The following is a 23725-nucleotide window of genomic DNA, read 5'->3' on the forward strand; positions in this document are numbered from 1 at the left end:
TATGAACAACTATACGCTATTCTTCAAAGATATCCTTGAAGTAAATCATGCCATTTCCTTCAACCTCACGTGAATAACCAAGGTCTTTCGTATGCTCAGTTAATGCTTCAAAGAGCTCATCCTCAGTGAGTTCAATATCTTCCTGTCGGTGTTGGTCTATTAGTAAAGCTGCTGCCCCTGAAACATGAGGTGTGGCCATAGAGGTGCCTGATAGTGTTGCATATCGCCCATTTAAATACGTTGAACGAATGCCTACTCCTGGTGCTACAAGGTCAATCTCATCATTTGTGTTTGTAAAGTCTGCCATCTTAGCATCGAAATCCACTGCACCAACCTGAACAACTTCGTCATAATAACCAGGGTAGAGTCTCTCTGGTGTTCTAGCATTTCCATCCCCTGAATTACCAGCTGCACATACCACTAAAATATCTTCTTTAACAGCATTTTTTATGGAACGGTGTAAGGAAGCATAATCTTTTTGTCCACCAAGAGACATAGAGATTACACCTACTTTTTCCTTGTTCGGACCTCTCCAACGTGTGGCATAACGGATAGCTTTAACCAGGTTTTGATAGGTTGTCGTTCCTTTATCATCCATTACCTTTAGAATTAATAACTTTGCTTTAGGAGCTACCCCTGCAACACCATGCCCATTTAAAGAGGCGGCTATTGTGCCTGCAACATGTGTGCCATGGCCATTTTTGTCTAATATATTACGAGGATTTCCTCCAGAAAAATTTCGACCTCCAATGATGGAGTCTCTTAAATCTGGATGGTTCACATCACATCCAGTATCAATTACTGCAATGACCGTATCGTTTCCATAAGTATCTTCTTCCCATTGGTTAGGAGCTCCGATCATCTCGACACCCTCAGGTATTTCATTTGTTTCTTCAAGGATCTCATCAATCTGATGTGGAATTAACTGAAATTTCGTCATTACCATTCCCCTTTTTATGAATGTAAATAAAGAGTTCTCTTCTTATTACATTCAAATTGCGGTGATTCGTGCTTGGAAAATTTTATTGAGAGAGGGAATTAAATAAAAAGTTCTAGAAAAATAGTTTGTATTACAAATTATGACAACATTCTTTTTCCATATTTGATAGATTCAATTAGGTCGAGGAAGGGTGTGTTACATGAGAAAAGTAATAATGTTGTGTGTGTTTTGTTTAATAGGAGGTATTTTTCCTCAAATCGTTTTTGGAGAAGGAGCTCCTCATTCTTTAGAACATACAATGAATAAAGAAATTGAGAAATATTTAGGGAAAAATACTGATCGTGTCGTATTTCGTTATGAAAATCTACAAACAGGAGAGTTTGTTTCAAAAGGGGGAAGCCTTGCTAAAAGAGCTGCTAGTACGATTAAGTTACCGTTAGCATTATTAATCATTGAACTAGCTAAGAGTGAAAAGATTGATTTAGACCAGAAGCTTACTTACCGCTCTTATCATCATTACGGTGGAAGTGGTGTGATTCAATTTAATGAAGAAGGAACGACGTACACTGTTGAATACCTTGTTCAAAAAATGCTCGTACATAGTGATAACATTGCTTACATTATGCTTCGTGAGCATGTGGGAAGGCAAAAGTTCATCAATTTTATGGAAGAACTCGGCGCGGATTATGCCTATCCAAACGGCAAGAACTATACGAGTGCAAATGATCTCACACTATATTTGAAGCATTTATATAGGATTAAAGAGGAAAGTGAATTAGCGGAACAAGTTTTCAAGTGGTTACAGAATACAGCATACAATCATGGTATTCCACAAGGAGTGAAGCAGCCTGTAGCACATAAGGTGGGGATGATTCCGATGTATAACATATCAAATGATACAGCCATTGTATTAGGGGAAAGCCCTTATGCATTAACCATATTAACCACTAACTATTCCTACAATGAATCGAAGAAGATTATTAGTGAACTGACAACCATTATCGATCGAGTTCATCGTGAATTTAAGCCTCCTATTATAGCCCAGCCATTAGAAGTATTAAAAAACCGAGCTCTCCTTCTTTAAGTAGAAGCAAGAGCTCGGTTTTCTTTTTCAGAAAAAACAATTGGAATTGTGATTAATACGAGCATCGTTGTAATTACGTGGAAAAATGATAACTCTGGGAAAAGTTCAATAAATACTCCGCCTGTATAAGGGCCGATGATGCTCCCTATGCTAAAGGCAATTCCGCACATAATATTTCCGGCTGGAAGAAGTCTTTTGGGTAAGATATCCGTCATATAGGATATGCCAAGCGAAAAGATTGATCCTACAAATATACCGGAGAGTGTAAATAGAATGAATAGCCAGATGACTGATTCCTCTAAATAGGCTGCAGCGAAAAAACAGATGATTCCAGCTGCCAAGACGCTTAAAAGCACTTTTTTTCGTCCAATACGATCACTTAAAATTCCCAAAGGAAGTTGAGAAATCAAACTACCTGCTGCAAATGTAGGGATAATGAGAGATAGAGTATCAACATCATGTCCGATACGCATCCCATACACAGGGAAACTCCCATGAAGCGCAGCCTCTAAAAATCCATATGCAAATGGAGGTAGAAATGCAACCCAGGCAAGTTTCCCGGCTTCTGCAAAGCGTGTGATCGAACTGGAAGATGTTGAATAACTCTCTTCATCTTCAGGGAATTGATTGCGGACAAGAAACATTAGAGACCAAACGACTATGCTTAACCCGGCTGATAAAAGAAAAGGTGCCGCAATATTAATGGACACAAGACGAGTCATTAGAGGCCCAATTGCAAATCCAGCTCCGAAGAAAAGGCCATAGAGTGCAATGTTACGACCACGCTTGTCCTCATCTGCAGTAGTGGTAATCCACGTTTGAGTACCAAAATGTAGCATATGGTCTCCAATTCCAATAGTCACTCGTAAAATAAACCAAAACCATAGCGACTCCCAAAAAGGAAAGAAAGACATGGATACAAAAACAAGTGCTCCACCCATAAGAATCATAGGCTTATACCCAATATTACGTAATGGTTTTTCCATAAAAGGTGACGCGATTAAAACGCCTATATAAAGCCCAGTTGCATGAAGACCATTTATAGAAGAGGATATTCCGTTTTGTTCTAATATAACGGCGATTAAAGGTAAGAGCATCCCCTGAGTAAATCCAGATATCGTAACTAATAAAATTAAAACAAGAAAACGAAAGCGTTGTTGTGACATGAAAATCATCCTTATATGAAGTGCAGCATTCCATTGTTTATGCTACTAACCAACCTAGAAAATAGCAAGAAAAAACGAAGCTGATATCTTGCTGAAATCCTGGGATTGTGGCAAAGTGTTTAGGGGTTCTACGACATAAGAAAGTAAAAGACGTTATGAACCCTCTTTATTCGGTTACAATATAAGTAGAGTATTGTAATAGACTACTTTTCAATGAGGAGTGATCTCATGTCAGAATTACATTTTTATCTTAAAAACGAAGGTATTCGAACATCTACAGAATACGGTCAACTCAATATCTCTCCAGATGAAGAGAAAGGGTTTCGTCCATATCAACTTATGGTCTCATCCGTAGCAAGCTGTAGTCTTTCCGTATTTCGTAAAATTTTAGATAAACAACGTGTTGAATACGAGGATATTAAAGTGACAGCAGATGTGAAGCGAAACGCCGATGAAGCAAATCGCATTGAAAAAATTTCACTACACTATGTTGTCAAAGGCCATCATTTAGACGAAGACAAGATGTACAAAAACTTAGCAACATCTTATAAAAACTGTTCCATGGTTCAGTCCGTGAAAGACAGCATTGAGATTGAAGAAACACTTGAATGCATCGAATTATCTTTATAAGCAGAAGGGTCCTTATCTTTTAGGTAAGGTCCTTTTTTATGAAGATTTTAAAAGTTTCAACTTTTTACTATACAAAAAATACTAAAGCCACCCTCAATCTTTTTATGATAAGATATACAAATGGAAAATCACGAATTAACGAAATCATATAAAAGTTAGAGGGGAATTTATGAAAAAGTTTACAATACGTTCATTATTTTTTATATTCGGTTTATTAATTCTATCGTTTGGTATAAGCCTTACCATTAAAGCTGATTTAGGTGCGGGTGCCTGGGATGCATTAAATGTTGGTTTAGAAGATGAAATCGGACTGACTGTTGGAACATGGGTCATTATAGTGGGGATGGTTTTAATCGTTTCTAATGCTCTGTTAGCCAAAGAACGTCCTGATTTTTTAGCATTAATCACCGTAACGATCTTAGGGCCTATGATAGACTTTTGGTTAGAGTTTTTCATGGCGGATTGGGCATTTACTAGTTTTCCTGTTCAGTTAGTTGTTCTTTTAATTGGAGTTGTATTTGTATCGCTCGGAATTGCCACTTATATTCAGCCTAAGCTCCCATTAATTCCGATTGACAACTTTATGGTTTCTGTACAAAAGCGCTTCAACTTACAAATAACAAAAGCTAAGACGTTGACTGAAGCTTTTGCTTTATTAATGGCGTTTCTTTTTGGAGGTCCAATTGGGATTGGAACAGTCGTGATTCTATTTATGATTGGTCCAACTATTCAATTTTTCGATCCGAAAGCGAAGCATGTGCTTGGTCGACTCTTAGGTGAAGAAATACGTTAAAAATAGAAAGAAGGCATGAGATTGGATGTTGTCTAGATCTCATGCTTTTTTAATACATAATTTTTCCTTCTATTGAAAAACATAAAAGAAAACGTTAGAAGGGATGGAGTTCACATGAACGTATTGATGAAGCGGGGAGCTATTACTTTTATTCTTTGTCTATCGCTTTTCCAAACCGAAATGATTCATGCAGAGAGTGAAGAGACTAAGCGAGAAGAGGTGCGCAACTTTTTAAGTTCCGTCTTAGATATCTCGAAGGAAAACACCTATCCAAACACACCATCTATGAAGGAACAGGTTAAACCGAATGAACTGACCAAAGAACTTTTAGAAGATGCAAAAGTACAAATCAATAATCCGCAACTTATCAAAATGTTGAACGAAACAGATTTACAGCCATCTCCTCTTGCAATAGGGTATCGAGGCATGATCTATATGGGGGAATGGCCATTGAATTATGAAACAAAAGAGCAAAGTATCAATTGGCAGTATCAAAAGATCAATACGAACCAAAAAGATAATCAGGATGGTTATGAATCTAAAAACATTCACTATAGTCAAGAAAAAGAGCGAGCAGTAAGAGGTGCCTTAACAGAGAAGGTAGATTATCCAAATCAAATTAAAGAAATGATGTTATTCGAAGCACAGAAACGAGCAGAACTACCTTTAGCTTTTGACACTGTTATTGGAGAAGGAACAGATATGAACCTCTCTTATGGGGTTCCCAGTAAAAAGGTAGGGATATTAGAAGCCTATGCCCCAGCAGTGCATGAACAGGGAAAGGTTACATTTGGGGAAGTTTATCTTAAGCTGAAGGGGTCTAAAACGAAGATCGTTATTCAAAATGTGGAAACGAAAGATGTAGGAGCATGGATTCCCGTACAGGACCGACTTTCGATTACATTCCGGGCACAATAAAGAAAAATCCACTTACTCCTCTTGGGGAGTAGCGGATTGTGATTGTGGTAGTTCAATATGCTGCAAAGACATTTGAATATTATGATCAAACATCTTTTCGGCTATGATTCTGCGTGTTTCTTTTGAAGCTGTCCAATAAACCAGATCCTCTGTTAATCCAAGCACTGTGTACTCATAACCACGGTGGTCACTATTAAGGGATGTCATGCCATAAAGTTGAAATGGCTGGATTGGCTGATCGGCAGGGTCTGTTTTTAAGTAATGGGCAAGTTCATCATTTAACTGCTCGCATGTTTCTTCTAAGAGTTTATAGATTTTTTTAGGATCTTCTTGAAAGCTGACTGTAACCTTTTCAATAACACGCATATGGTCAATGTTATAGTTTTCAATGGAATTCACTTGTCCATTGCTAATAGTAAGTAGCTTACCACTCCATTCACGAAGCTTTAAAAAACGGAGTCCAATATCTTCGACCGTTCCAAAAAACTTATCATTAATGGCAATGAAGTCACCTTTATGTAACTGCTTTTCGTATAAAAAGAAAATGCCTGCTAGCAAATCCTTAATGATACTTTGTGCACCAAAACCCAAGATGATTCCCAAAACACCTGCACCAGCTAAAACAGATCCAACTTCTAAACCGAGGAGGGTCAGTGCGAAGATAATTAATCCGATTGTAGCGGTATAATTAATCGTGGAACTGATCATCGACTCAAGCGTTTTCTCTTTTCGTTCTTCGATAAATGAAGTCTTACTGAAGAAGGAACGAACCGAGCGCTTGATAATAAAGATAGCAAGATACGTTAGAATGACTACACCAAAGAATTGGACAAAACCGTTACTCAAAAAATCGGTTATTGTATCATCCCAAGCAGCCTCATCTAAATTGAACATCATTAAACCTCCTAACGCTGTCACGTGTAACTCATTATAGCATGGGCGAAAAAAATGCTCTATAAACGTGACTAGGTGGGTTAGACAAATGAAGGGATTTTTACTACGATATAGAAGGCAGAGTTACTCACAAACGAATTTTATTAATAGATAAAGGAGTCTATCATGAATAACGAAACAAAAATTGAAGAGTTAAAATTACGTCTTTCTACATTCATGAGCCGTATCGACGAAATGGATCCAGAGACGACCTCCGTTGAAGATGTTGATAAGCTTATTTCTATGTTAGAAGAACTTGAAGAACAGTGTAAATAAGTGTTGATAAGCCAGTTCGATTTCGAACTGGCTTATTTTTATACCTTCTTACTTCAACTATTATGAAGAAACAAGTATAATGCTAAGTGTAAACGCTTAAATAAATATAGCTTTAAAATCTTATTAAATTCATTTAAACTCTCATAAGTATAAAGGCCTACTTATACTGATGTAAAGTTAGTTCTTTTTTGGTATAAATGATATATTTTGAGCAATTTATAATATTTTGGATAGCGAAATATCCTATTTTATATTAATATAAATACTAAGATAGGATTTCAGAGGCATTGACGTTTTCGCAACTATGAGTAATTACCCGTATAGGTAGTTTATTGTAAATGGGCTTAACGTCTTAAATAAAGCTGCTTGAAAACTAATCTTATACATATAAGGGGACCAAAACTATGCGAAATGAAGAAAACAGCACACAGGTTTTTTCTTCTGAGCAACTGAAAACGGTTCAAGACATGATAGGGGAAAACGAACCCTCTCTGTTTTCAGTACTACAGGAATTATCGAAGAAATATGATGAAAAAACGACGATCTTCCTTACAAAGGAATTTTGCTTAAATTGCCAGACTTACGAGAATCAGCGCGTGGGTATGGAGTTTTTGTATATGAATGGGTTTAGGGAAGAATTAAAAACTCTTGTAAATATAAATAAGGACTCAAGTAATCAGAATAATGTGGCTTGGGGAGAAGTTTACGACTTCATTCTTCATAGGAAAATAATGGCGCAATATAGAGGTGAAGTATTATCTTTTGTTGATAATTACGAAACCGATGATGAGATTTTACGATGTTTACTTATTTTTATAAAGATATATGGACATATAGATTTGTGTGAGTTCGATGTAATAGAAAATTATAGGGAAGAGTTAACGTCATTACTTCTAAATATTGATGACACCCTTCTTAGAATTTATTTTCAATTGAGAGAGAATGAACTTTTATTCCTCTTTCACTGGATGAGGAATGAAGTAGATATAGCTAGAAATTATGCTCACAATATTATTGATAATATATTTAATCAAGAGAAAAAATGCTTTATGCATATTCACTTGAGTGAAACTTATATCTTTGAAGATTTTGATCTAGCATTAGAACATGTGAACTGCGCTAGAGAAATTGCTTTAGATTATGATTTAGATTATTACGTAAAAGCTATTGATAATAATGTGATTCCTTTTATATCAGCAATTAATGGAAAGTACCAAGGGATTTCTACAAATGATATAGCTGAACAAGCTCATTTAGCTATTGCTGCAGGTGATAATGAAAAAGCTATAAAGCTACTTAAAGATATAGAAAAACGAACTCCTTTTCAAGATTATTATTATGGGTTAGCAGCTAATGACATAAGTTTACTATTAAGCTCTTATAAAAGATTTTTAAATGAGCGAAATGATCAGTTTTTTGCAAGGTTACCTTATTTAGAATTAAAAAAAAGGGGGTGGAATGAAAATGAAAAAAATTACCATGCTAATTAGTGCAGTATTATTAACTATTACAATTTCTTTTACTTCTGATCTTACTGAAAATATTGCAGAAGTAACGGCTAAGAGCAGTGATGATTCTATACAAATGATGTATGACCCTACTGTTGGTGGGGTTGGTTAACATTAGAAAGGGGCAGGTTAATCTGTCCTTTTTTATTTTTCAAGATAGGAAGTGATTCTTTGAACGAATGGATCTACATATTATCACCAGTCATTGGTTTCTGGTTTATGTTTATGCTCATGAGGTTTTACTATAAAGTTCGAGCAAAGACACCTCTTACCTTTACAGAGAAAGTTGCTCTGGCAGCATCATCAATATCACTAGCTTTTATCATTATTTGGGTAAGTTAACCAATGACGGCAGTTTTTAACCTCCCACTTTTTTAAAGATTGTGGGTTGATTTTTTTGTTTCCGTGCTTTATTATATTAAATCGTTAGAGAGATAACGCAATAAAATACTATGTGTTTATAGATTCAGAGGAGGTACAATATATGCTTGCATGGGCTGTTGTCGTATCCGTATTGGTTATGACAATTTTAAGCTTGCTTCGTGTTAATGTGATTTTTGCCATTATTGCAGCTGCATTAACAGGAGGTTTGATGGCTGACTTATCCATTACAGAGTCAGTTAAAGCGTTAGTAGAAGGAATGGGAGGTCAAGCAAAAACAGCATTAAGTTATATTTTGCTTGGAGCATTTGCCGTAACAATTTCCTATTCCGGAATCACAAAGATATTAGTTCGTAACTTAATTTCTGTATTGAGAGGGAAGCGTGCTACGCTGCTTCTTGTTATTGCTGGAGTCGCATCTTTATCTCAAAACGTAGTTCCGGTGCATATTGCATTTATTCCTATTTTAATTCCACCATTATTAAAACTATTTGATGAGATGAAGATTGACCGACGTGGTGTTGCGTCAGCATTAACATTTGGCTTAAAAGCTCCATATGTTATGATTCCAGCTGGTTTTGGATTAATCTTCCACCAGACTATTCAAGATGCTATGAAACAAAATGGTGCTGATGTTTCACTTGGTGGAATAGCACAATCTTTACTACTTCCTGGATCAGGAATGATTCTTGGTCTACTCATTGCGGTATTCTTTACTTATCGTAAATCCCGTGAGCGTACGGTTGACCAAGCAGAAGAGGCTCAAGAAGAGGCGGAAGAAGATCTTAGTGGAGAGAAATTTGGTCTTCGCCACGTATTAACTCTAGTAGCTATTGTTTTTGCACTCATTGCACAATTATATTATGGAAGCATGATTTTAGGAGCACTAACAGGACTTGTATTTATGTATCTATTCCAAGGCTTAACAAGAATGATGAATGTTGTTCCGCTTAATAAAGGAAACTCAATCATGTCACAAGGTATTGGTATGATGGGAACCATTGCTTTTGTTATGCTTGTAGCTTCTGGTTATGCAAATGTTCTTCAATCGACTGGTTCCGTTGAAGCGTTAGTCAATCAAACATCCGGAGCATTAGGTGATAACCAAATTATTATCTCCTTCGTCCTATTAGTAGTTGGTTTAGTTATTACAATGGGGATCGGATCTTCGTTTGCTACGGTTCCTATCCTTGCAGCTCTATATGTGCCAATTTGTACGGCAGTAGGCTTTTCACCATTAGCAACTGCGGCATTAATTGGTACAGCGGGTGCACTAGGTGATGCTGGTTCACCAGCTTCTGATAGTACACTTGGTCCTACATCAGGATTAAATGCAGACGGAAAACACAATCACATCTGGGATACTTGTGTACCTACGTTTCTACACTACAACATCCCATTATTCTTATTCGGCTGGTTAGCAGCTGTTATCCTGTAAATGAAGTAAAAGCCTGTTTTCTCCTTGGAGAGAACAGGCTTTTTAAATGCATAAAATCCTTATCGAATCGAACACTAAATAAAAAAGTGGGTGAACTCGATGAGGTTATTACATGTAATATTAGTTGCCATCCTCCTTAGTTTTATGCCTTTTTCTAATATGCATGCGTACGGAGATAATAGTTACGGATGGGGATATGAAAAGAGTAGAAATCATAAGCCACCCAAAACTGGATTTTATGGAGACCTTTTGAAAAAGTATGGGGGATACCATATCGATCCATCAGGAGAGAAGGTTCTTTATCTAACATTTGATAACGGCTACGAACAGGGATACACAGATGATATATTAGATGTTCTGAAAGAGAAGGAAGTACCAGCCACTTTTTTTGTAACGGGTCATTATATAAAGAGTGCTGAAGGGCTTGTTCAGCGTATGGTAAATGAAGGACATATTGTTGGTAATCACTCATGGAGTCATCCTGATTTCTCGAAAATGAGTAAAGATCGCATTAAAAATGAGCTAGTAAAGGTTGAACAGGCTGTAGCAAATATTACCGATCAGGATTCGATGAAATATTTACGCCCTCCACGCGGGACATTTAGTGAAAGAAGTTTGGCAATATCTGAAGAGTTAGGATATATTAATATGTTTTGGTCACTAGCTTTCGTGGATTGGCATACAAATGGTCAAAAAGGTTGGAAGTACGCTTACGATAGTGTGATGAAACAGATCCATCCTGGTGCTGTCATGTTGTTGCATACTGTTTCTGAAGATAACGCTAAAGCATTGGAACGTATCATAGAGGACTTACAAAAACAGGGTTACACATTTAAAAGTCTGGACGACTTGGTGTTGAAACAGATACTACCAGATCCTATGGCAGATTTCATGAACTAGAGCTCTTCATTATTGAAGGCTCTAGTTTTTTAATGCACTAGAAAATTATAAAATTTGGTGGCTAGTGTATAACTTTTTAAAGAGGTCGGGGCCGAGTCCAGTCCCTTCATTGCTAATCAGGCGCATACGCTTTTGTTCTACCTCAAGGGACATTCGTTTACAATGGCTTCTATTTCATATAACCTTACGTACAAGTAGAATAATGCGGAGGTGCAATGATGATCCCAGAAAACTTAAAACCTTTAATGGATAAATTCTCATCAGAATTAGATCAATTGCCTAATGATTTGATTAAAGGTGTTTATTTATATGGCTCGATTGCATTGGGTTCATTTGAAGATGAAAGAAGTGACATTGACTTTGTGGTAGTACTCAACCGTCCTATTCAAGAGGATGAAGTAAAAACCTTAGAAGATGTTCATGAAAACCTGCGTCAGCACCCTTATGGTAACCGTTTTGATGGTGTTTATATAAAAGAGGAAAACCTCGGAAAGTCAAACTATGAACTGGATCCTTATTTATATATTTCAGATGGGAACCTTGAAGAAGGACATTGGGATATCAATGCTGTAACGTGGTGGATTATGAAGCACCATGGAATTACGGTAAAAGGAACACCTGTAGAAGAGCTTCCTCTACATCTGGAGTGGAGCGATGTTCAAAAAGCGATGCGCTACAATATTGAACACTATTGGAAAGAGAAAAAGCTCCAGCAATTTTTAGAGGATGACTGGGTTTTATCTTGTGTTGAAACAAATGCCCGTATTTTATGCACCATGAAAAAAGGTGAGATCATTCCGAAAACTAAAGCGATGCAAGAAGCAAAGGATTGGGTCAGTGAAGATTGGTATCCTGTTTTAGATGAAGCCTTAAGAATACGATTTGATAATGAGGAAGAGTCTTTATTCTCTTCAACGCTAATGCGTGCTCAAACAGTCGTGAATTTCACAGATTATATTCGTTCGGCTTGCGAACCTTATTTTGCAGCAACTAAGTAATAAGATGTTGAAGTGGAGGAGAGATTATGTGGAAAGAAGACGTAACAGCTGAGAGCTTTTATGATTTTGATTATACACTGCTTCGATTCAGTCTAGACCCTTTATGTAAATTGAATAGAGATGAGCGATGGGTAGACATTCCTGTTACATTGGGGAATGAGCGTCATGTGGTTCGAGTGGAAGCTCACGGAACAACGAGTGAACCTAAGTTTCGAATCTATAGTGAATCCATAGATCGAAAAGAAGAACTACTAGCTCACATTCATAACTTATTTCAATGGGATCGTGATTTAGAGAAGATTCATGAGCACTTTCTTGATACAAATTTAGATCAGCTTTTCAATGCTCATCCTGGCACACCCATTGTAAAAGACTTTCATCTCTATGATTGTTTAATGAAGACGATTATTCATCAGCAGTTGAACATGAAGTTTGCTTTTACGCTTAGTACACGATTTGTTCAACAATATGGGGAGCAGATTGATGGCGTGTGGTTCTATCCAACCCCTGAGCGAGTTGCGGAAATTGATTATACTGAACTCCGTGAATTGCAATTTAGCCAACGAAAAGCAGAATATGTTATTGATACGTCTAAGTTGATTGTAGATGGTGAGTTGGATTTAGAGGAGTTAGCCGAGAAGGATGATGAAGAGGTCATGAAGCGCTTAACAAAAGTTCGTGGCCTTGGTCCGTGGACCGTTGAAAATTGGCTGCTATTTGGAGTTGGACGAGCGGATTTACTTCCTAAAGCCGATATTGGTATTCAAAATGCTTTAAAATTTTACTTTGAACGAGATTCCAAACCTTCTATCCCAGAAATAACTGAAATGAGTCAGGGGTGGGAGCCTTATCGAAGTTATGCCTCACTTACGTTGTGGAGAAGTATAGAAGGATAAATGAATACAGTATAAAAAAGACGCTTGGCAAGGACCAAGCGTCTTTTTACATGAAATTATTTAACGACAAACGGCATCTCGATTAATTTATCTCCATAACGAGCAATTAACGTGTACTCACCGCTTTTTGCTGCTTCAGTCGTTGGATCAAGTGTGCCGATTTCTTCGGTTTCCAAATCAAATGTTGCATAAGCAGTTCGTTTTTCTCCTGCTTCTAGCTCAATGTTCACCATATCCGTTGTACAATCTCTTGGTGCAACATCTCCTGTTCCTACAAATTGCGCTCTTTCTCCATCTTGTTGAATGAAGAAAAAGATTTCATCATCACAAGTGGAAGAACCTTGGTGGATATATGCTTCATCTCCATTGTTTTCAATCGTTGCTGTTACACGAATACGATCATCTTCAGAGAACGTTTTTTGGTTTAAAGAAGCTTTAAAGTTAACTTGGTCTTCTTCCAGTTGATCTGTGTAAGCTTGTTCTACCTCAAAATTCATTGCAGTTGTTTTCTTCATTTTATTACCTAGTTGTTCAGATATTAAATCTTTAATGTGTAGCGTATATTTCTGGCCCGGCATGTAGTCATACTGTGGTTCAACTAAAATATGTTTACCGTCCTCAGTTAAGGAAACATCAGATCGAATACCAACGCCATCTTCTCGAACCATGTAGACATTACGTTCATTAACAGATGCAGGATCAATTTGAGTACTCATCTCAACTTCCCACGTTTTATCAATGGCTACATTGTTTTGGGCTTCCTCCCAATTGATTTCTCCTTGTAAACTGTCCATTGGATGGAGGTTAGAAGAAGACATATAACCACTGATGTTACTACCCTCAACCTTATAAGTGATGAATTGATTGTCGAATGTACTGTTTTCGAAATAAGGGCCACCAGTGATTTCTAATTCTGTGTAGTAAGGAACACGCATTGTGACAGCGCTAGAGAAATCTAATTGAGAGCGTAAATTTCCATAATCAAGATCATTTACATTAAGGTCGACATTGTTCATGACAAAGACTTTATCGCCTTTTTCAAACATTTGCGTTGTGTACGCATCTGCCTCTTCCCACTTGTATTCAAGATCGTTAAATTTTAAGTCACCGTTTTCTAACCCGAACCCAAATTTATCAGGCGTTTCGGCTATATCTACAAAACTCTTATTTTCAATGATATTAAATACTTTTTTCTGATAAGTTATATCAATGTCTTCGTTATCTGGATTGTTTCTGTTAGATACCCCATTGTAAGCCATAATCGGAAAATACCATTGTTCAATAATATGACGGTTGTTTGCTCCGTTAATTTCAGGAAGGTTCCCTGAATCCATCAACTTCCACTTAGCATCTAAAATCTTAGCTCCAGCCTCAATATTATAGGCTGTATCTGTTTTCAGCTTCTCCTCATCAAAATCAAAGTCTGAATTTGTGATTTGCATCATCCCGATACCACCATCATCACTTACTCTGATTTCCCCATCCTTAAATTGCATCATATCACTTTCTACCGTTGCAATTGCTTTCAATATCTCAGGTGGAATATTGTATTCAATGGCAATGTTCGTTAATAATTCGTGCTTTTTCTCCCATGATAGCTCTTCATAATCTCCTTCAGCTGCATCAACATTTCCAGCAAAACCAAAAGTCATGATCACCAGGGTAAGAATCAGACTCTTTGCCCATTTCATGTTATGTAACCTCCTCTGTAATAAGTTCGGAGTTTTCTATATTTTTCCTCCTTTAATTATAAATCTATGAAACTACTCATTACAAGAAATAGCTTTAAAGGGAATTGATTTAAAGGAAAAGACGGGTACATCAAGAATATATAAGGAGAGAGTGGATGTCTGAGAAGGGGACCTACCGCATAGACACCAACTTGGAGGAGGAATTTACATGCCAGCATTTTCAGATGAAGTCACAATCGCAAAACCTAAAGATGAAGTTTTTACATTCGCTGCAAATATGGATCATTCTACAGATGTAATGCCCAATGTAGTAAAAATAGAGAAACTTACAGAAGGTCCTGTAGGAGTTGGCACTCAATACAGGGAAACACGTGAAATTAGAGGAAAAGAAGCCTCATCTGTCATTGAGGTTGTAGAGTATAAGCCAAATGAAAAGTATTCTGTAAAAAGTTCACTGGAAGGTCTAACAACCATATATCATTACACGTTTACAGAAAGAGACGGAGAAACTAAGATTCGCTTTGAATGTGAGATCAACGCTTCAACATTAAAAATGAAGCTAGTCAAACCGGTATTTAAACGAATTATGAAAAAGGAAGATGGAGATCACCTGCAATATATGAAAAAAGCAATTGAACAATCAAATGCTTAAACCCTGAAAACGCTTGGGAAACCAAGCGTTTTTTTATATTTAAAGAAAAAATTTCAAAATAAGGCTTGTTTCCACTTGAAAGTGACATCAGTGTCGTTTATAATAAATGACAAGGTTGTCGGTTAACGACGTTAGTGTCATTTATTATAGAGGAGGAGTTTAATATGGAAGAAGAAGTGAAGGAAGGGTTGTTTAGAAATAAGCCTTATCTATATCTTATAGCGTCACAAATTGTCTCAAACTTAGGGGATTGGTTGGATATGCTAGCTCTAATGGCTTTGGTCGCTTTTAAGTGGAACGCATCCCCTATGGAAATGTCAGGAGTCATGCTTTGTATTGCTGTTCCAATGATTTTATTTGGTCCAATTGCTGGGGTTTATGCTGATAAATTCGATCGTAAAAAACTAATGATATTGTCAGATATTATTCGAGCAATCGTTGTGATTGGGTTCGTGTTTGCTACATCCTTATGGCATATATACGTATTGCTTATTTTGAAAGGGATGTTCGGAGCACTTTTTGTTCCTGCTAAAAATGGGAAGTTAAAAGAGATTGTATCCGATGATCACATGCAGCAGGCGATGGGGATTAGTGCCATGATCAACAATGGTTCAAAAATTGTAGGTCCTATGCTGAGTGGTGTGCTCGTATCATCGATCGGAGTTACAACTGCGTTCTACATTGACTCTTTCACGTTCATTCTTTCAGCTCTCCTCTTAATAGGTGTGCCGAAAAGTCTATATGAAAAGGATGAAACAGAACAGCATGAAGGTGAAAAAGAAACGATGCTCCAACGTATGAATGGTGGATTAAATGTTTTAAAAGGGTTACCTGTTTTGTTTTATGGGTTGTTCATCTTAAGTTTAGCCATGCTTGCCATTCAAATCGCAGATAGTCAAATCATGATTTTGCTTAGGTTAATTGAAGGGGATCCAGTGGATGTAGCAGGTTATGCGATGGCAGCGAGTGGTGCTGGGGTTTTCATTATGTCAGCAATATGGAGTAAGAAACAACCTCCTTCACTTACATTTGTTTTAGCCTTGGGATTGTCTTTGGTTGGTGTATCTATAGCTATTACTCCTTTTCTAATTGGATTACCAATGTGGGTCATTAATCTTGCTTTTCCGACTTTATTTTTTATGGTAGGAGCTGGATTGGGTTCTATCATTGTACCGTTTAATGTTGGTGTTCAAAAAGCCACTCCTGTACAATACAGTGGAAGGGTTTTCGGAACGATTAATAGTATGACAATGCTTGCAACCATTATAGGAATGCTACTGGGTGGCGTCTTGTCTCAACTTTTAGGGGTTACGGTCACATTTATCATATCAGGAGCATTATTATTGGTTGTGGGATTATCTACATTTGGAGTTAAGAAGCTTTTAGAAAGTAGGGATCCACTTGCCGAAAGTGACGAACGAATACAAGGTGAAGCGCCGTCAGCAGCTAATTGATACAGCGAAGAAAGTGTTTGAAGAAAAAGGATATGCAGCGACAACAATGTCTGATATTGTAGCTGCTTCCGATATGAGTAGGGGTGGTGTTTATCAATATTTTTCTTCTACTGAACAGGTGTTTCGTGCGATTAACGATCAGAACGACCAGAATATTAAAGATTATTTTGAGAGACTTCTCAACGAACATAAAACAGCGTGGGATGCACTAGAGACTTATTTGGATGAGCGTGTTGAAGCAATGAAGAATCCGAATCTAGGTTTTGCTGCAGTGGCATTTGAATATTTTGTTATGAGCTCGCGTGAGACAGATCGATCTCCGTATATCCAAGAAAGATTGAAGCGAAATAAGGCAGCTTTTACAGAATTCCTCCAAGCTGGTGTGGATCGTGGAGAATTTAAGCCTATGACAGATCTAGAGTCGATCGTGATGTTTACGATTAACCTAACTGATGGCATGGTACTTTATAAGCTGGTGTTAGGCTTTGATACAGGAAAGATTGTTGAGCAAAATGACAATTTAAAAATTTATTTGAAGCAAGTATTACAAATACAAGGGTAAGGGACTTTCTCTAATATAGGGGACAGTCCCTTGTTTTTTTGATAAAATTTAGAGAGTTGTATAAATAAGGAGACCAATACATGAAGCGATGGATCCTGCTTTTACCGGTTCTTTTATTCTTTGTAGGAGTCGGTATTATAGAACAATATAATTGGCAACAGTGGTTTGATTTAATCATTAATTTATCCATTGTGACTCTATTATTCTTTTGGCTACTTAGGAAAGAAAACAATGAAGAAAAATGGGAGAGCATTCTAGAGGGTGTGTTTTTCTGTTATTTGATATTTGTACATGTCATGGTCACATGGTTATATATTGATCAATATTTTACGCATATTCATTTCAACATATCACTACATCAAATAAACTTAATCCCTTTTAAGACTTTAGGGAATGTTTATGCTATTACTGAGCTTCCAGGTGTGTACTGGAAGCAGTTTATAGGGAATCTGCTTCTGTTAACACCTCTCGGTTATTTTGTTTTGCGTTTACGTATTGTAAAAAGTGCATGGAAGGCTTTTCTATTCGTGTTTTTGTTTACAGTGGGTATTGAATGCTTACAATTATCAAGTCGATTTTTATTTCAGGCGGTAGATCTACAGATATAGATGATGTTCTATTAAATACTTTAGGCGGTTTGTTAGGGATAGCTGCATATTTTATCACTCAAAAAATAAGTTCTTTCAAAAAAGAAAAACAACAGTCCGTTCAGACTAGGGGGAGTTAGCATGAGTCGAGTAAAACGAATATTTCTTACACTTGTAATAGCTGTACCAATTGTTTTAGTCATTTCTTATTTTACAAACGATAAAGATAAAGATTGGGTCAGTGCTGACGAGTCAACAATTCAGACATTTCTACAAAATAATGTAGGGGACAACGTCCAAATGGATCGTTTTAAGAGATTAGGTGATTCTGAATTGTTTATAGCAACCTATCACCTTAATCAAAATGAAAGTGAAAAGCTGGGCTACTCATTATTCGAAGAAGTGGAAGAGGGCGAGGTGGAATATAGAAGAACCGATTTTGGTGCTACCTCTCATGCGTTCGGTGTAATTGAAACAGATGAAAAGATCTATGGGATTTTATACGGAACAGATGATTCAAGCTGGAAAAGTGCAAATGTAACTTTCGCACAAAATGAAAAAGAATATACATTTGACCACCCAGATGAATCTCCTTACTTGCTAATTGAACAACTTGACTCTTCTATTGAAGATCCGCAAGAGTATTCGATAAATTATCAACAATAAAGAGGGTCTGTCTCCCTAATCAGGAGGCAGATTTTTTGTGTTTTACAAAAATAACTTACGGATAATAAGAGAAGGTTGGATATACGAAGAGATACTCATACATACGCAAAATATAGGACTCTTCATTCATATTAAAAAATTTCTATGAAAATCCTCTAAATATGGTTTACAACCATAGAAAACCCCTCTATAATTTCAGATTGTACTACAATATTGAACGACAAAAAGAAAACATTTTCAGAAAAGGAAGATGCGTATGTTAAGAAAGCTACTATCTTTTTTCATTATTAATCTAGGGGTTTTTTGTGTGGCTGTAAACGTCCACTTCTTCCTATCCCCAAACAATCTAGCAACGGGTGGAGTTAGTGGTCTTTCCATCGTTCTCCACGATCTATTTCCAGGTCTGTCCCTGGGTTTATTTATGTTAATCGCAAATATTGTATTCTTTTTACTTGGCTTCATTTTTATCGGTTTTAACTTTGGTGCCAAGACGATCTATACAAGTTTTGCTGTTTCATTTATGGTTTGGGGATTAGAAAAGTTTGCTCCGATGAGCTCTCCATTAAGTGATGATATTTTAATTCAATTAATTATTGGACAGGCGATTGCTGCCGCTGGTATAGCTATGGTTTTCCACCAAGGAGCATCAACAGGTGGAACAGACATCCTGGCTATGATTTTGAATAAATACTTTTCTATCGAAATGGGGAAAGGCGTATTATTTTCTGATATCGCCATCGCAACGTCATCCATTTTTGTGTTCGGTCCACAAACTGGATTGTATGCATTCTTCGGGGTTATCTTGAATGGTATTGTGATTGACTACACATTACAACAGTTCAATGATAATAAAGAAATCGTCATTATTAGCCGTGAAAGCGACCTTGTACGTGAATTTATCGTAAGTGAACTGGGGAAAGGTGCTACCATTCATTCTGCCAAAGGTGCATTTACACAAGATTCAAAAGAAGTGATTACGACAATCTTGAAGCGTAAAGACTATTCACGTTTACGAAAATACATTTCAGAGATTGATCAAACAGCCTTTATAACGGTGCATGCTACAAATGAAATTTTAGGACAAAACTTTAAACGTTTGGCTTAGTCATGTGTGTTGTAGCGCTTACAATTATGGTATGATAGAAAACGAAATATTAAAGAGGAAGAGGATGAACGTCCAATCATGAGTGAAAAGAAATCGATGATTGAGCGAGTCTATCAGTCTCTGAAGGAAGCAATTTTGTTACGAAAAGTTGCTCCTGGGACACAGTTGATAGAAAAGACCATTTCTGAGCAGCTTAACGTATCGCGGACACCGATACGTCATGCGCTGACTCGTCTTGAGCATGAAGGACTTGTGAATGTTGTACCAAACAGAGGAGCTTTTGTCGTTCAACCAACGACGGAAGAGATTCAGCAAGCTTTTGTTATGCGTAGAGAACTTGAATCTATGGCTGCTCGATTAGCGATATCATCCATTACAGAGCAAGATCTTGAGAACATGAAAGATTTGATTCAACAAGAACGCGATACGTATTTAAGTCATGACATCTTGAATTATACTAGCGTCAACAAAGCCTTTCATATGTATCTGGCAAATAAAAGCGGCAACGTATTCTTGATGGAATATATGGAACGCATTCTCGATCAGATTAATGTTTATTTGATGTTGTATGATGTGTTTTATGATTCAAACATGAAAGATAGCACCCGCTTTGTTGAGCACGAATATATTGTGGATGCCTTGGCTAATCAGGATATGGATCGCTTAATTCATCTGATTGATCGCCACATGGAATTTAGCTTAGAGTATATGAAATTAGAAAAGACAACTTATCAATCATTAGAAAGTGTATTAGAAGTCTGATCACTTCCGGCTTATTTGTTGGAAGATGATCAGACTTTTTATATTGTCAATTATTCCATTATAGCCCCCTTATGTGGAAGACTTGATTTCGAGATATTGTGCGGTGAAGGTCCGTTGTTTTTATGAGGGGGAGGGGTTCAGTGAAACGGCAATACTCCTGCGGAAGACCGTCCGAGCCTCCTCGTCACTTCGTTCCTGCGGGGTCTCGGCCGCCCTTTCTACCGCGGGAGTTTGCCGTTTCCCTCACCCCTTTGCGTTTATGGAGAATAACGGACCCTAGTGTGTGAGTTCTAAACCTTACGGACATCTGTTCCGTTATTTTGAACTTTTAAGACATTTCGAGAGTCGTTACGGACATATGGTACCTTATTTGTGACAGATTGCTCTTTAATAAGGTGATTTGTAGCAATTAGCGGAATGAATGTCCGTAAGCTCTTTAGAAAAACCATTTTAAGGTGAAATAGCGGATCAAATGTCCGTAAGCATTACCTCCTCATATCGCTGCGGTTCCGTTAATCTCCATTCGGCTAAGGTGGGCTTGGGAACGGGTTGACTCCTCCGGAAAAACGGGCGAGCGAGACCCCGCAAGAAGCGTAGCGTATGAGGAGGCTCGATCGTTCGTCCGGGGAAAGCAACCCGTTCCCAAGCCCACCGTACTCCACAATAGCAACGGAACCTCCTCTCTCACTAAAACAGTTATTCCACATAACTGCCATTTAATTGAATAAACTAGATAATCGATAAAACGATTACAAAAAAGTTACATATAATCATTTAATCCTATTAAAGGGCATGAATCATCAATAATCAGAAAATACTGCGAAATACTTTTATATACTCCTTATATCTCTAAATACCATCACTGACACGTTTCAAAAAAATGGATTCTAGCGATTTGTATATACATATTGACCGCACCTTTAGTGGGAGATAGAATGTTTTCAGGAATTTTGAGAGAAACACTTTGTCTCCCTCAAAACTTCACTCTCATGGAGAAAGGAGGAGATCGTAATGATGTATAGAGTTACGGTTTACCTTCTTGGTATGGTAACGAACTTTTTTGGAGTAGCTCTGATCATTAATGCTATGCTCGGTGCTGGCTTTTGGACATCTTTTTTTGTAGGGCTCTCTGATAAATTCGGCTATACGGTTGGTTTTTGGTATGGAGTATTTCAATTTCTGTTTATTTTCGTAAATGGGTGGCTAGTCAAGCAGGCTCCTGAAATAAGAGCCGTCATTCCAGTGCTACTGGAGAGTCTCATTTTAGACTTTTGGCTAGAAATTGTATTTGCCAATATAAGCTTAGCGAATGCGCCATTCCTATTACAATTATTCACATTGCTTTCTGGCGTATTGATTGTTGGTTTGGGCGTATCGGTTTATATTTTACCTCAATTCCCACGTGCGCCTGTCGATCAACTGTTCTTAGCTGTTAGTCATCGTTTTAACCTAAGTCTAAGAATGGGCCAAACGGTTGTAGCGGCTATTGTTGCATCCGTAGCATTTTTGATCGGTGGACCTGTAGGAATTGGTACGCTTGCAGGGATTTTATTCCTCGGGCCAGCAATTCAGTATTGTTACACTCGAGTTTATCCAATGTATTATCAATTTCATCCGCAGTATCAAGATGAAACAGAGATCATATAAACATTTAACAGCTGACTCGATATAATGGGTCAGCTTTTTTATATATGCTAATATTTCAAACTTTTTAGAAAAATTGATATACTATCCTTAAGCTAGCCATTACATTCTAAGGATTTCATAAAGGAGAGGTGTAGGGATGAAACGAGAAGACTTAATTGCTCCGCAGCATTACAATCTAGTAAGTGAAGTAGAACGCTATGCAAATGATCCGAATCACATGGCGCTTTATTGGGAGGATGATGCAGGGAACTCTCGAGAGATTACATATCGAAAGCTTCTGAAACGCGCAAATAAAATTGGTAACGCTTTCTTATCACAAGGGCTAGAGAAGGGCGACAAGGTTTTAGTGATGGTGCCACGCGTTATTGAGGCATATGAAGTGTACCTTGGGGCTTTGAAAGCTGGACTAGTCGTGATTCCAAGCTCTGAAATGCTACGAACAAAAGATTTACAATATCGTATCAACCACGGTGAAGTAAAAGCCGTTGTGAGCTATTATCCATTTGTTGAACAGTTTAGTGGGATTGAACACTTGGATCAAATGAAAAAATTCGTAGTTGGTCATGATAAGCGAGACTGGTTAAATCTTGATTATTTAATGGATCAAGAAGATGCAGAGATGGAATTAGCCTCAACAACACGTGAGGATATGGCGTTTCTTTCTTATACATCTGGGACAACAGGGAATCCAAAAGGTGTTGTCCATACGCATGGCTGGGGCTATGCTCATTTGCGTACAGCTGCGAAAAACTGGCTTGCTATTGAAGAGGGAGATACCGTGTGGGCAACAGCGGGACCTGGTTGGCAAAAATGGATATGGAGTCCATTCTTATCTGTACTTGGGTCTGGAGCTACAGGGTTTATCTATAACGGAAAGTTTGATGCAAAAAAATATTTAACCTTACTACAGAATCATCAAGTCAATGTATTATGCTGTACACCAACGGAGTATCGTCTTATGGCTAAAGAAGATGATTTAGACAAATATGACCTTTCACAGCTTCATAGTGCTGTTTCTGCAGGAGAACCATTAAATCGTGAAGTGATCGATACGTTCAAAAAATACTTTGATGTAACGGTTCGAGATGGGTATGGTCAGACAGAGAATACACTGTTAGTTGGTGTTATGAAAGGCATGGAAGTTAAACCAGGCTCTATGGGTAAACCAACACCAGGTAATCGAGTAGAGATCATTGATGAAGAAGGTACGCCTGTAGGTGAAGGAGAAGTTGGAGACATCGCGGTGCATTTGGATACTCCGGCTTTATTTAAACATTATTATAAAGATCCAGAACGTACAAACATGTCTTATCGCGGCGATTACTATGTAACGGGTGATCAGGCAAGTAAAGATAAAGACGGGTATTTCTGGTTTGAGGGCAGAAGTGATGACATCATTATTAGTTCTGGCTATACAATTGGTCCTTTTGAAGTAGAAGATGCATTAGTAAAACATCCTTCTGTTCAAGAATGTGCTGTCGTAGCTAGTCCTGATGAGGTTCGTGGAAGTGTGGTTAAGGCCTTCATCGTTTTAAAACCAGGTGTTGATGCAGATAACCCAGAAATTAAACAAGAATTACAAGATCACGTTAAAGATTTAACGGCTCCTTATAAATACCCTAGAAAGATTGAGTTTCTTGAAGAATTACCAAAGACGACATCAGGGAAAATTCGAAGAGTTGAATTGCGTAAAAGAGAAAAAGAATATGGTAATGTATAAAAAGACGGCCCTTAGCCG

The 23725-nt window shown here is 37.5% G+C and carries 27 protein-coding genes; 22 read left to right on the forward strand and 5 right to left on the reverse strand.

The annotated features are described in order from the left end of the window. Positions 1–16: 16 nt before the first annotated feature. Positions 17–940: a S8 family peptidase gene (locus tag GS400_RS02885; protein WP_160098869.1), complete on the reverse strand. Its 924-nt coding sequence runs from the start codon at positions 938–940 to the stop codon at positions 17–19. Positions 941–1139: 199 nt separating this feature from the next. Between GS400_RS02885 and GS400_RS02890 the strand changes: the two genes are divergently transcribed. Further along, entirely contained in the window at positions 1140–2024 is an 885-nt protein-coding gene (locus GS400_RS02890; RefSeq protein WP_236561105.1) for a serine hydrolase, read from the forward strand. Here the strand turns inward: GS400_RS02890 and GS400_RS02895 are convergent. Continuing rightward, complete coding sequence (locus GS400_RS02895) at positions 2021–3190, reverse strand: MFS transporter (RefSeq protein ID WP_160098873.1); 1170 nt, start codon at positions 3188–3190, stop codon at positions 2021–2023. The two genes, GS400_RS02890 and GS400_RS02895, sit on opposite strands and share 4 nt — an antisense overlap. A 228-nt stretch (positions 3191–3418) precedes the next feature. Between GS400_RS02895 and GS400_RS02900 the strand changes: the two genes are divergently transcribed. The 3 genes from GS400_RS02900 (at position 3419) to GS400_RS02910 (ending at position 5531) form a co-directional block, all read left to right on the forward strand. Then, the gene (locus tag GS400_RS02900; RefSeq protein ID WP_160098875.1) at positions 3419–3820 is read left to right on the forward strand and encodes an OsmC family protein; all 402 of its coding nucleotides are present in this window, start codon (positions 3419–3421) and stop codon (positions 3818–3820) included. A 169-nt stretch (positions 3821–3989) separates the two neighbouring features. Beyond that, positions 3990–4613, forward strand: a complete 624-nt coding sequence (locus tag GS400_RS02905; protein WP_160098877.1) for a YczE/YyaS/YitT family protein — start codon at positions 3990–3992, stop codon at positions 4611–4613. Between the two features lie 114 nt (positions 4614–4727). Further along, a complete protein-coding gene (locus GS400_RS02910) occupies positions 4728–5531 on the forward strand; it encodes a YfkD family protein (RefSeq protein ID WP_236561106.1) in 804 nt (267 codons plus the stop codon). Positions 5532–5543: 12 nt separating this feature from the next. On the opposite strand, the gene GS400_RS02915 is transcribed toward GS400_RS02910, so the two are convergent. After that, on the reverse strand, positions 5544–6425 hold the full coding sequence (locus tag GS400_RS02915; protein WP_160098879.1) for a mechanosensitive ion channel family protein: 882 nt from the start codon (positions 6423–6425) through the stop codon (positions 5544–5546). Positions 6426–6590: 165 nt separating this feature from the next. Between GS400_RS02915 and GS400_RS20005 the strand changes: the two genes are divergently transcribed. The 8 genes from GS400_RS20005 (at position 6591) to GS400_RS02950 (ending at position 12861) form a co-directional block, all read left to right on the forward strand. Further along, positions 6591–6740: an SE1561 family protein gene (locus GS400_RS20005; RefSeq protein WP_201450132.1), complete on the forward strand. Its 150-nt coding sequence runs from the start codon at positions 6591–6593 to the stop codon at positions 6738–6740. A gap of 404 nt (positions 6741–7144) precedes the next feature. Beyond that, complete coding sequence (locus GS400_RS02920) at positions 7145–8230, forward strand: AimR family lysis-lysogeny pheromone receptor (protein WP_160098881.1); 1086 nt, start codon at positions 7145–7147, stop codon at positions 8228–8230. Next, positions 8220–8360, forward strand: a complete 141-nt coding sequence (locus GS400_RS02925) for a hypothetical protein (RefSeq protein ID WP_160098883.1) — start codon at positions 8220–8222, stop codon at positions 8358–8360. The genes GS400_RS02920 and GS400_RS02925 overlap by 11 nt, the downstream gene beginning before the upstream one ends. 59 nt (positions 8361–8419) lie before the next feature. Continuing rightward, entirely contained in the window at positions 8420–8590 is a 171-nt protein-coding gene (locus tag GS400_RS02930) for a hypothetical protein (protein ID WP_160098885.1), read from the forward strand. 142 nt (positions 8591–8732) lie between these two features. After that, positions 8733–10067, forward strand: a complete 1335-nt coding sequence (locus tag GS400_RS02935; protein WP_160098887.1) for a Na+/H+ antiporter family protein — start codon at positions 8733–8735, stop codon at positions 10065–10067. A gap of 144 nt (positions 10068–10211) precedes the next feature. Beyond that, on the forward strand, positions 10212–10967 hold the full coding sequence (gene pdaA, locus GS400_RS02940) for a delta-lactam-biosynthetic de-N-acetylase (protein ID WP_236561107.1): 756 nt from the start codon (positions 10212–10214) through the stop codon (positions 10965–10967). A 215-nt stretch (positions 10968–11182) separates the two neighbouring features. Then, on the forward strand, positions 11183–11965 hold the full coding sequence (locus GS400_RS02945) for a nucleotidyltransferase domain-containing protein (RefSeq protein ID WP_160098891.1): 783 nt from the start codon (positions 11183–11185) through the stop codon (positions 11963–11965). Between the two features lie 26 nt (positions 11966–11991). Continuing rightward, on the forward strand, positions 11992–12861 hold the full coding sequence (locus GS400_RS02950) for a DNA-3-methyladenine glycosylase family protein (protein ID WP_160098894.1): 870 nt from the start codon (positions 11992–11994) through the stop codon (positions 12859–12861). 56 nt (positions 12862–12917) lie between these two features. On the opposite strand, the gene GS400_RS02955 is transcribed toward GS400_RS02950, so the two are convergent. Continuing rightward, entirely contained in the window at positions 12918–14552 is a 1635-nt protein-coding gene (locus GS400_RS02955; protein WP_160098896.1) for an Ig-like domain-containing protein, read from the reverse strand. A gap of 208 nt (positions 14553–14760) precedes the next feature. Here GS400_RS02955 and GS400_RS02960 point away from each other — a divergent pair, with 208 nt between their 5' ends. From GS400_RS02960 to GS400_RS02995, 8 genes are all read left to right on the forward strand, one after another. After that, positions 14761–15204, forward strand: a complete 444-nt coding sequence (locus tag GS400_RS02960) for an SRPBCC family protein (RefSeq protein ID WP_160098898.1) — start codon at positions 14761–14763, stop codon at positions 15202–15204. 164 nt (positions 15205–15368) lie between these two features. After that, a complete protein-coding gene (locus GS400_RS02965; protein ID WP_160098900.1) occupies positions 15369–16658 on the forward strand; it encodes an MFS transporter in 1290 nt (429 codons plus the stop codon). Beyond that, on the forward strand, positions 16615–17220 hold the full coding sequence (locus GS400_RS02970; protein WP_236561227.1) for a TetR/AcrR family transcriptional regulator: 606 nt from the start codon (positions 16615–16617) through the stop codon (positions 17218–17220). The genes GS400_RS02965 and GS400_RS02970 overlap by 44 nt, the downstream gene beginning before the upstream one ends. An 80-nt stretch (positions 17221–17300) precedes the next feature. Then, entirely contained in the window at positions 17301–17828 is a 528-nt protein-coding gene (locus tag GS400_RS02975) for a VanZ family protein (protein WP_160098904.1), read from the forward strand. Continuing rightward, positions 17774–17947 (forward strand): VanZ family protein, encoded by a 174-nt coding sequence (locus tag GS400_RS20425; protein ID WP_160098906.1) that lies wholly within the window; start codon positions 17774–17776, stop codon positions 17945–17947. The genes GS400_RS02975 and GS400_RS20425 overlap by 55 nt, the downstream gene beginning before the upstream one ends. A gap of 1 nt (position 17948) precedes the next feature. Then, positions 17949–18473, forward strand: coding sequence for a hypothetical protein (locus tag GS400_RS02985; RefSeq protein WP_160098908.1), 525 nt, complete (start codon positions 17949–17951; stop codon positions 18471–18473). A 256-nt stretch (positions 18474–18729) separates the two neighbouring features. Continuing rightward, the gene (locus tag GS400_RS02990) at positions 18730–19578 is read left to right on the forward strand and encodes a YitT family protein (protein WP_160098910.1); all 849 of its coding nucleotides are present in this window, start codon (positions 18730–18732) and stop codon (positions 19576–19578) included. 78 nt (positions 19579–19656) lie between these two features. Further along, positions 19657–20340, forward strand: coding sequence for a GntR family transcriptional regulator (locus GS400_RS02995; RefSeq protein WP_160098912.1), 684 nt, complete (start codon positions 19657–19659; stop codon positions 20338–20340). Between the two features lie 290 nt (positions 20341–20630). Here GS400_RS02995 and GS400_RS03000 read toward each other — a convergent pair whose 3' ends face one another. Then, the gene (locus tag GS400_RS03000; RefSeq protein ID WP_160098914.1) at positions 20631–20789 is read right to left on the reverse strand and encodes a hypothetical protein; all 159 of its coding nucleotides are present in this window, start codon (positions 20787–20789) and stop codon (positions 20631–20633) included. A gap of 562 nt (positions 20790–21351) precedes the next feature. Between GS400_RS03000 and GS400_RS03005 the strand changes: the two genes are divergently transcribed. After that, on the forward strand, positions 21352–21987 hold the full coding sequence (locus tag GS400_RS03005) for a YczE/YyaS/YitT family protein (protein WP_160098916.1): 636 nt from the start codon (positions 21352–21354) through the stop codon (positions 21985–21987). 136 nt (positions 21988–22123) lie between these two features. After that, entirely contained in the window at positions 22124–23707 is a 1584-nt protein-coding gene (gene mbcS / locus GS400_RS03010; RefSeq protein WP_160098918.1) for an acyl-CoA synthetase MbcS, read from the forward strand. Positions 23708–23725: the final 18 nt, after the last annotated feature.

The organism is Pontibacillus sp. HMF3514, from assembly GCF_009858175.1.
Lineage (GTDB): Bacteria > Bacillota > Bacilli > Bacillales > BH030062 > Pontibacillus.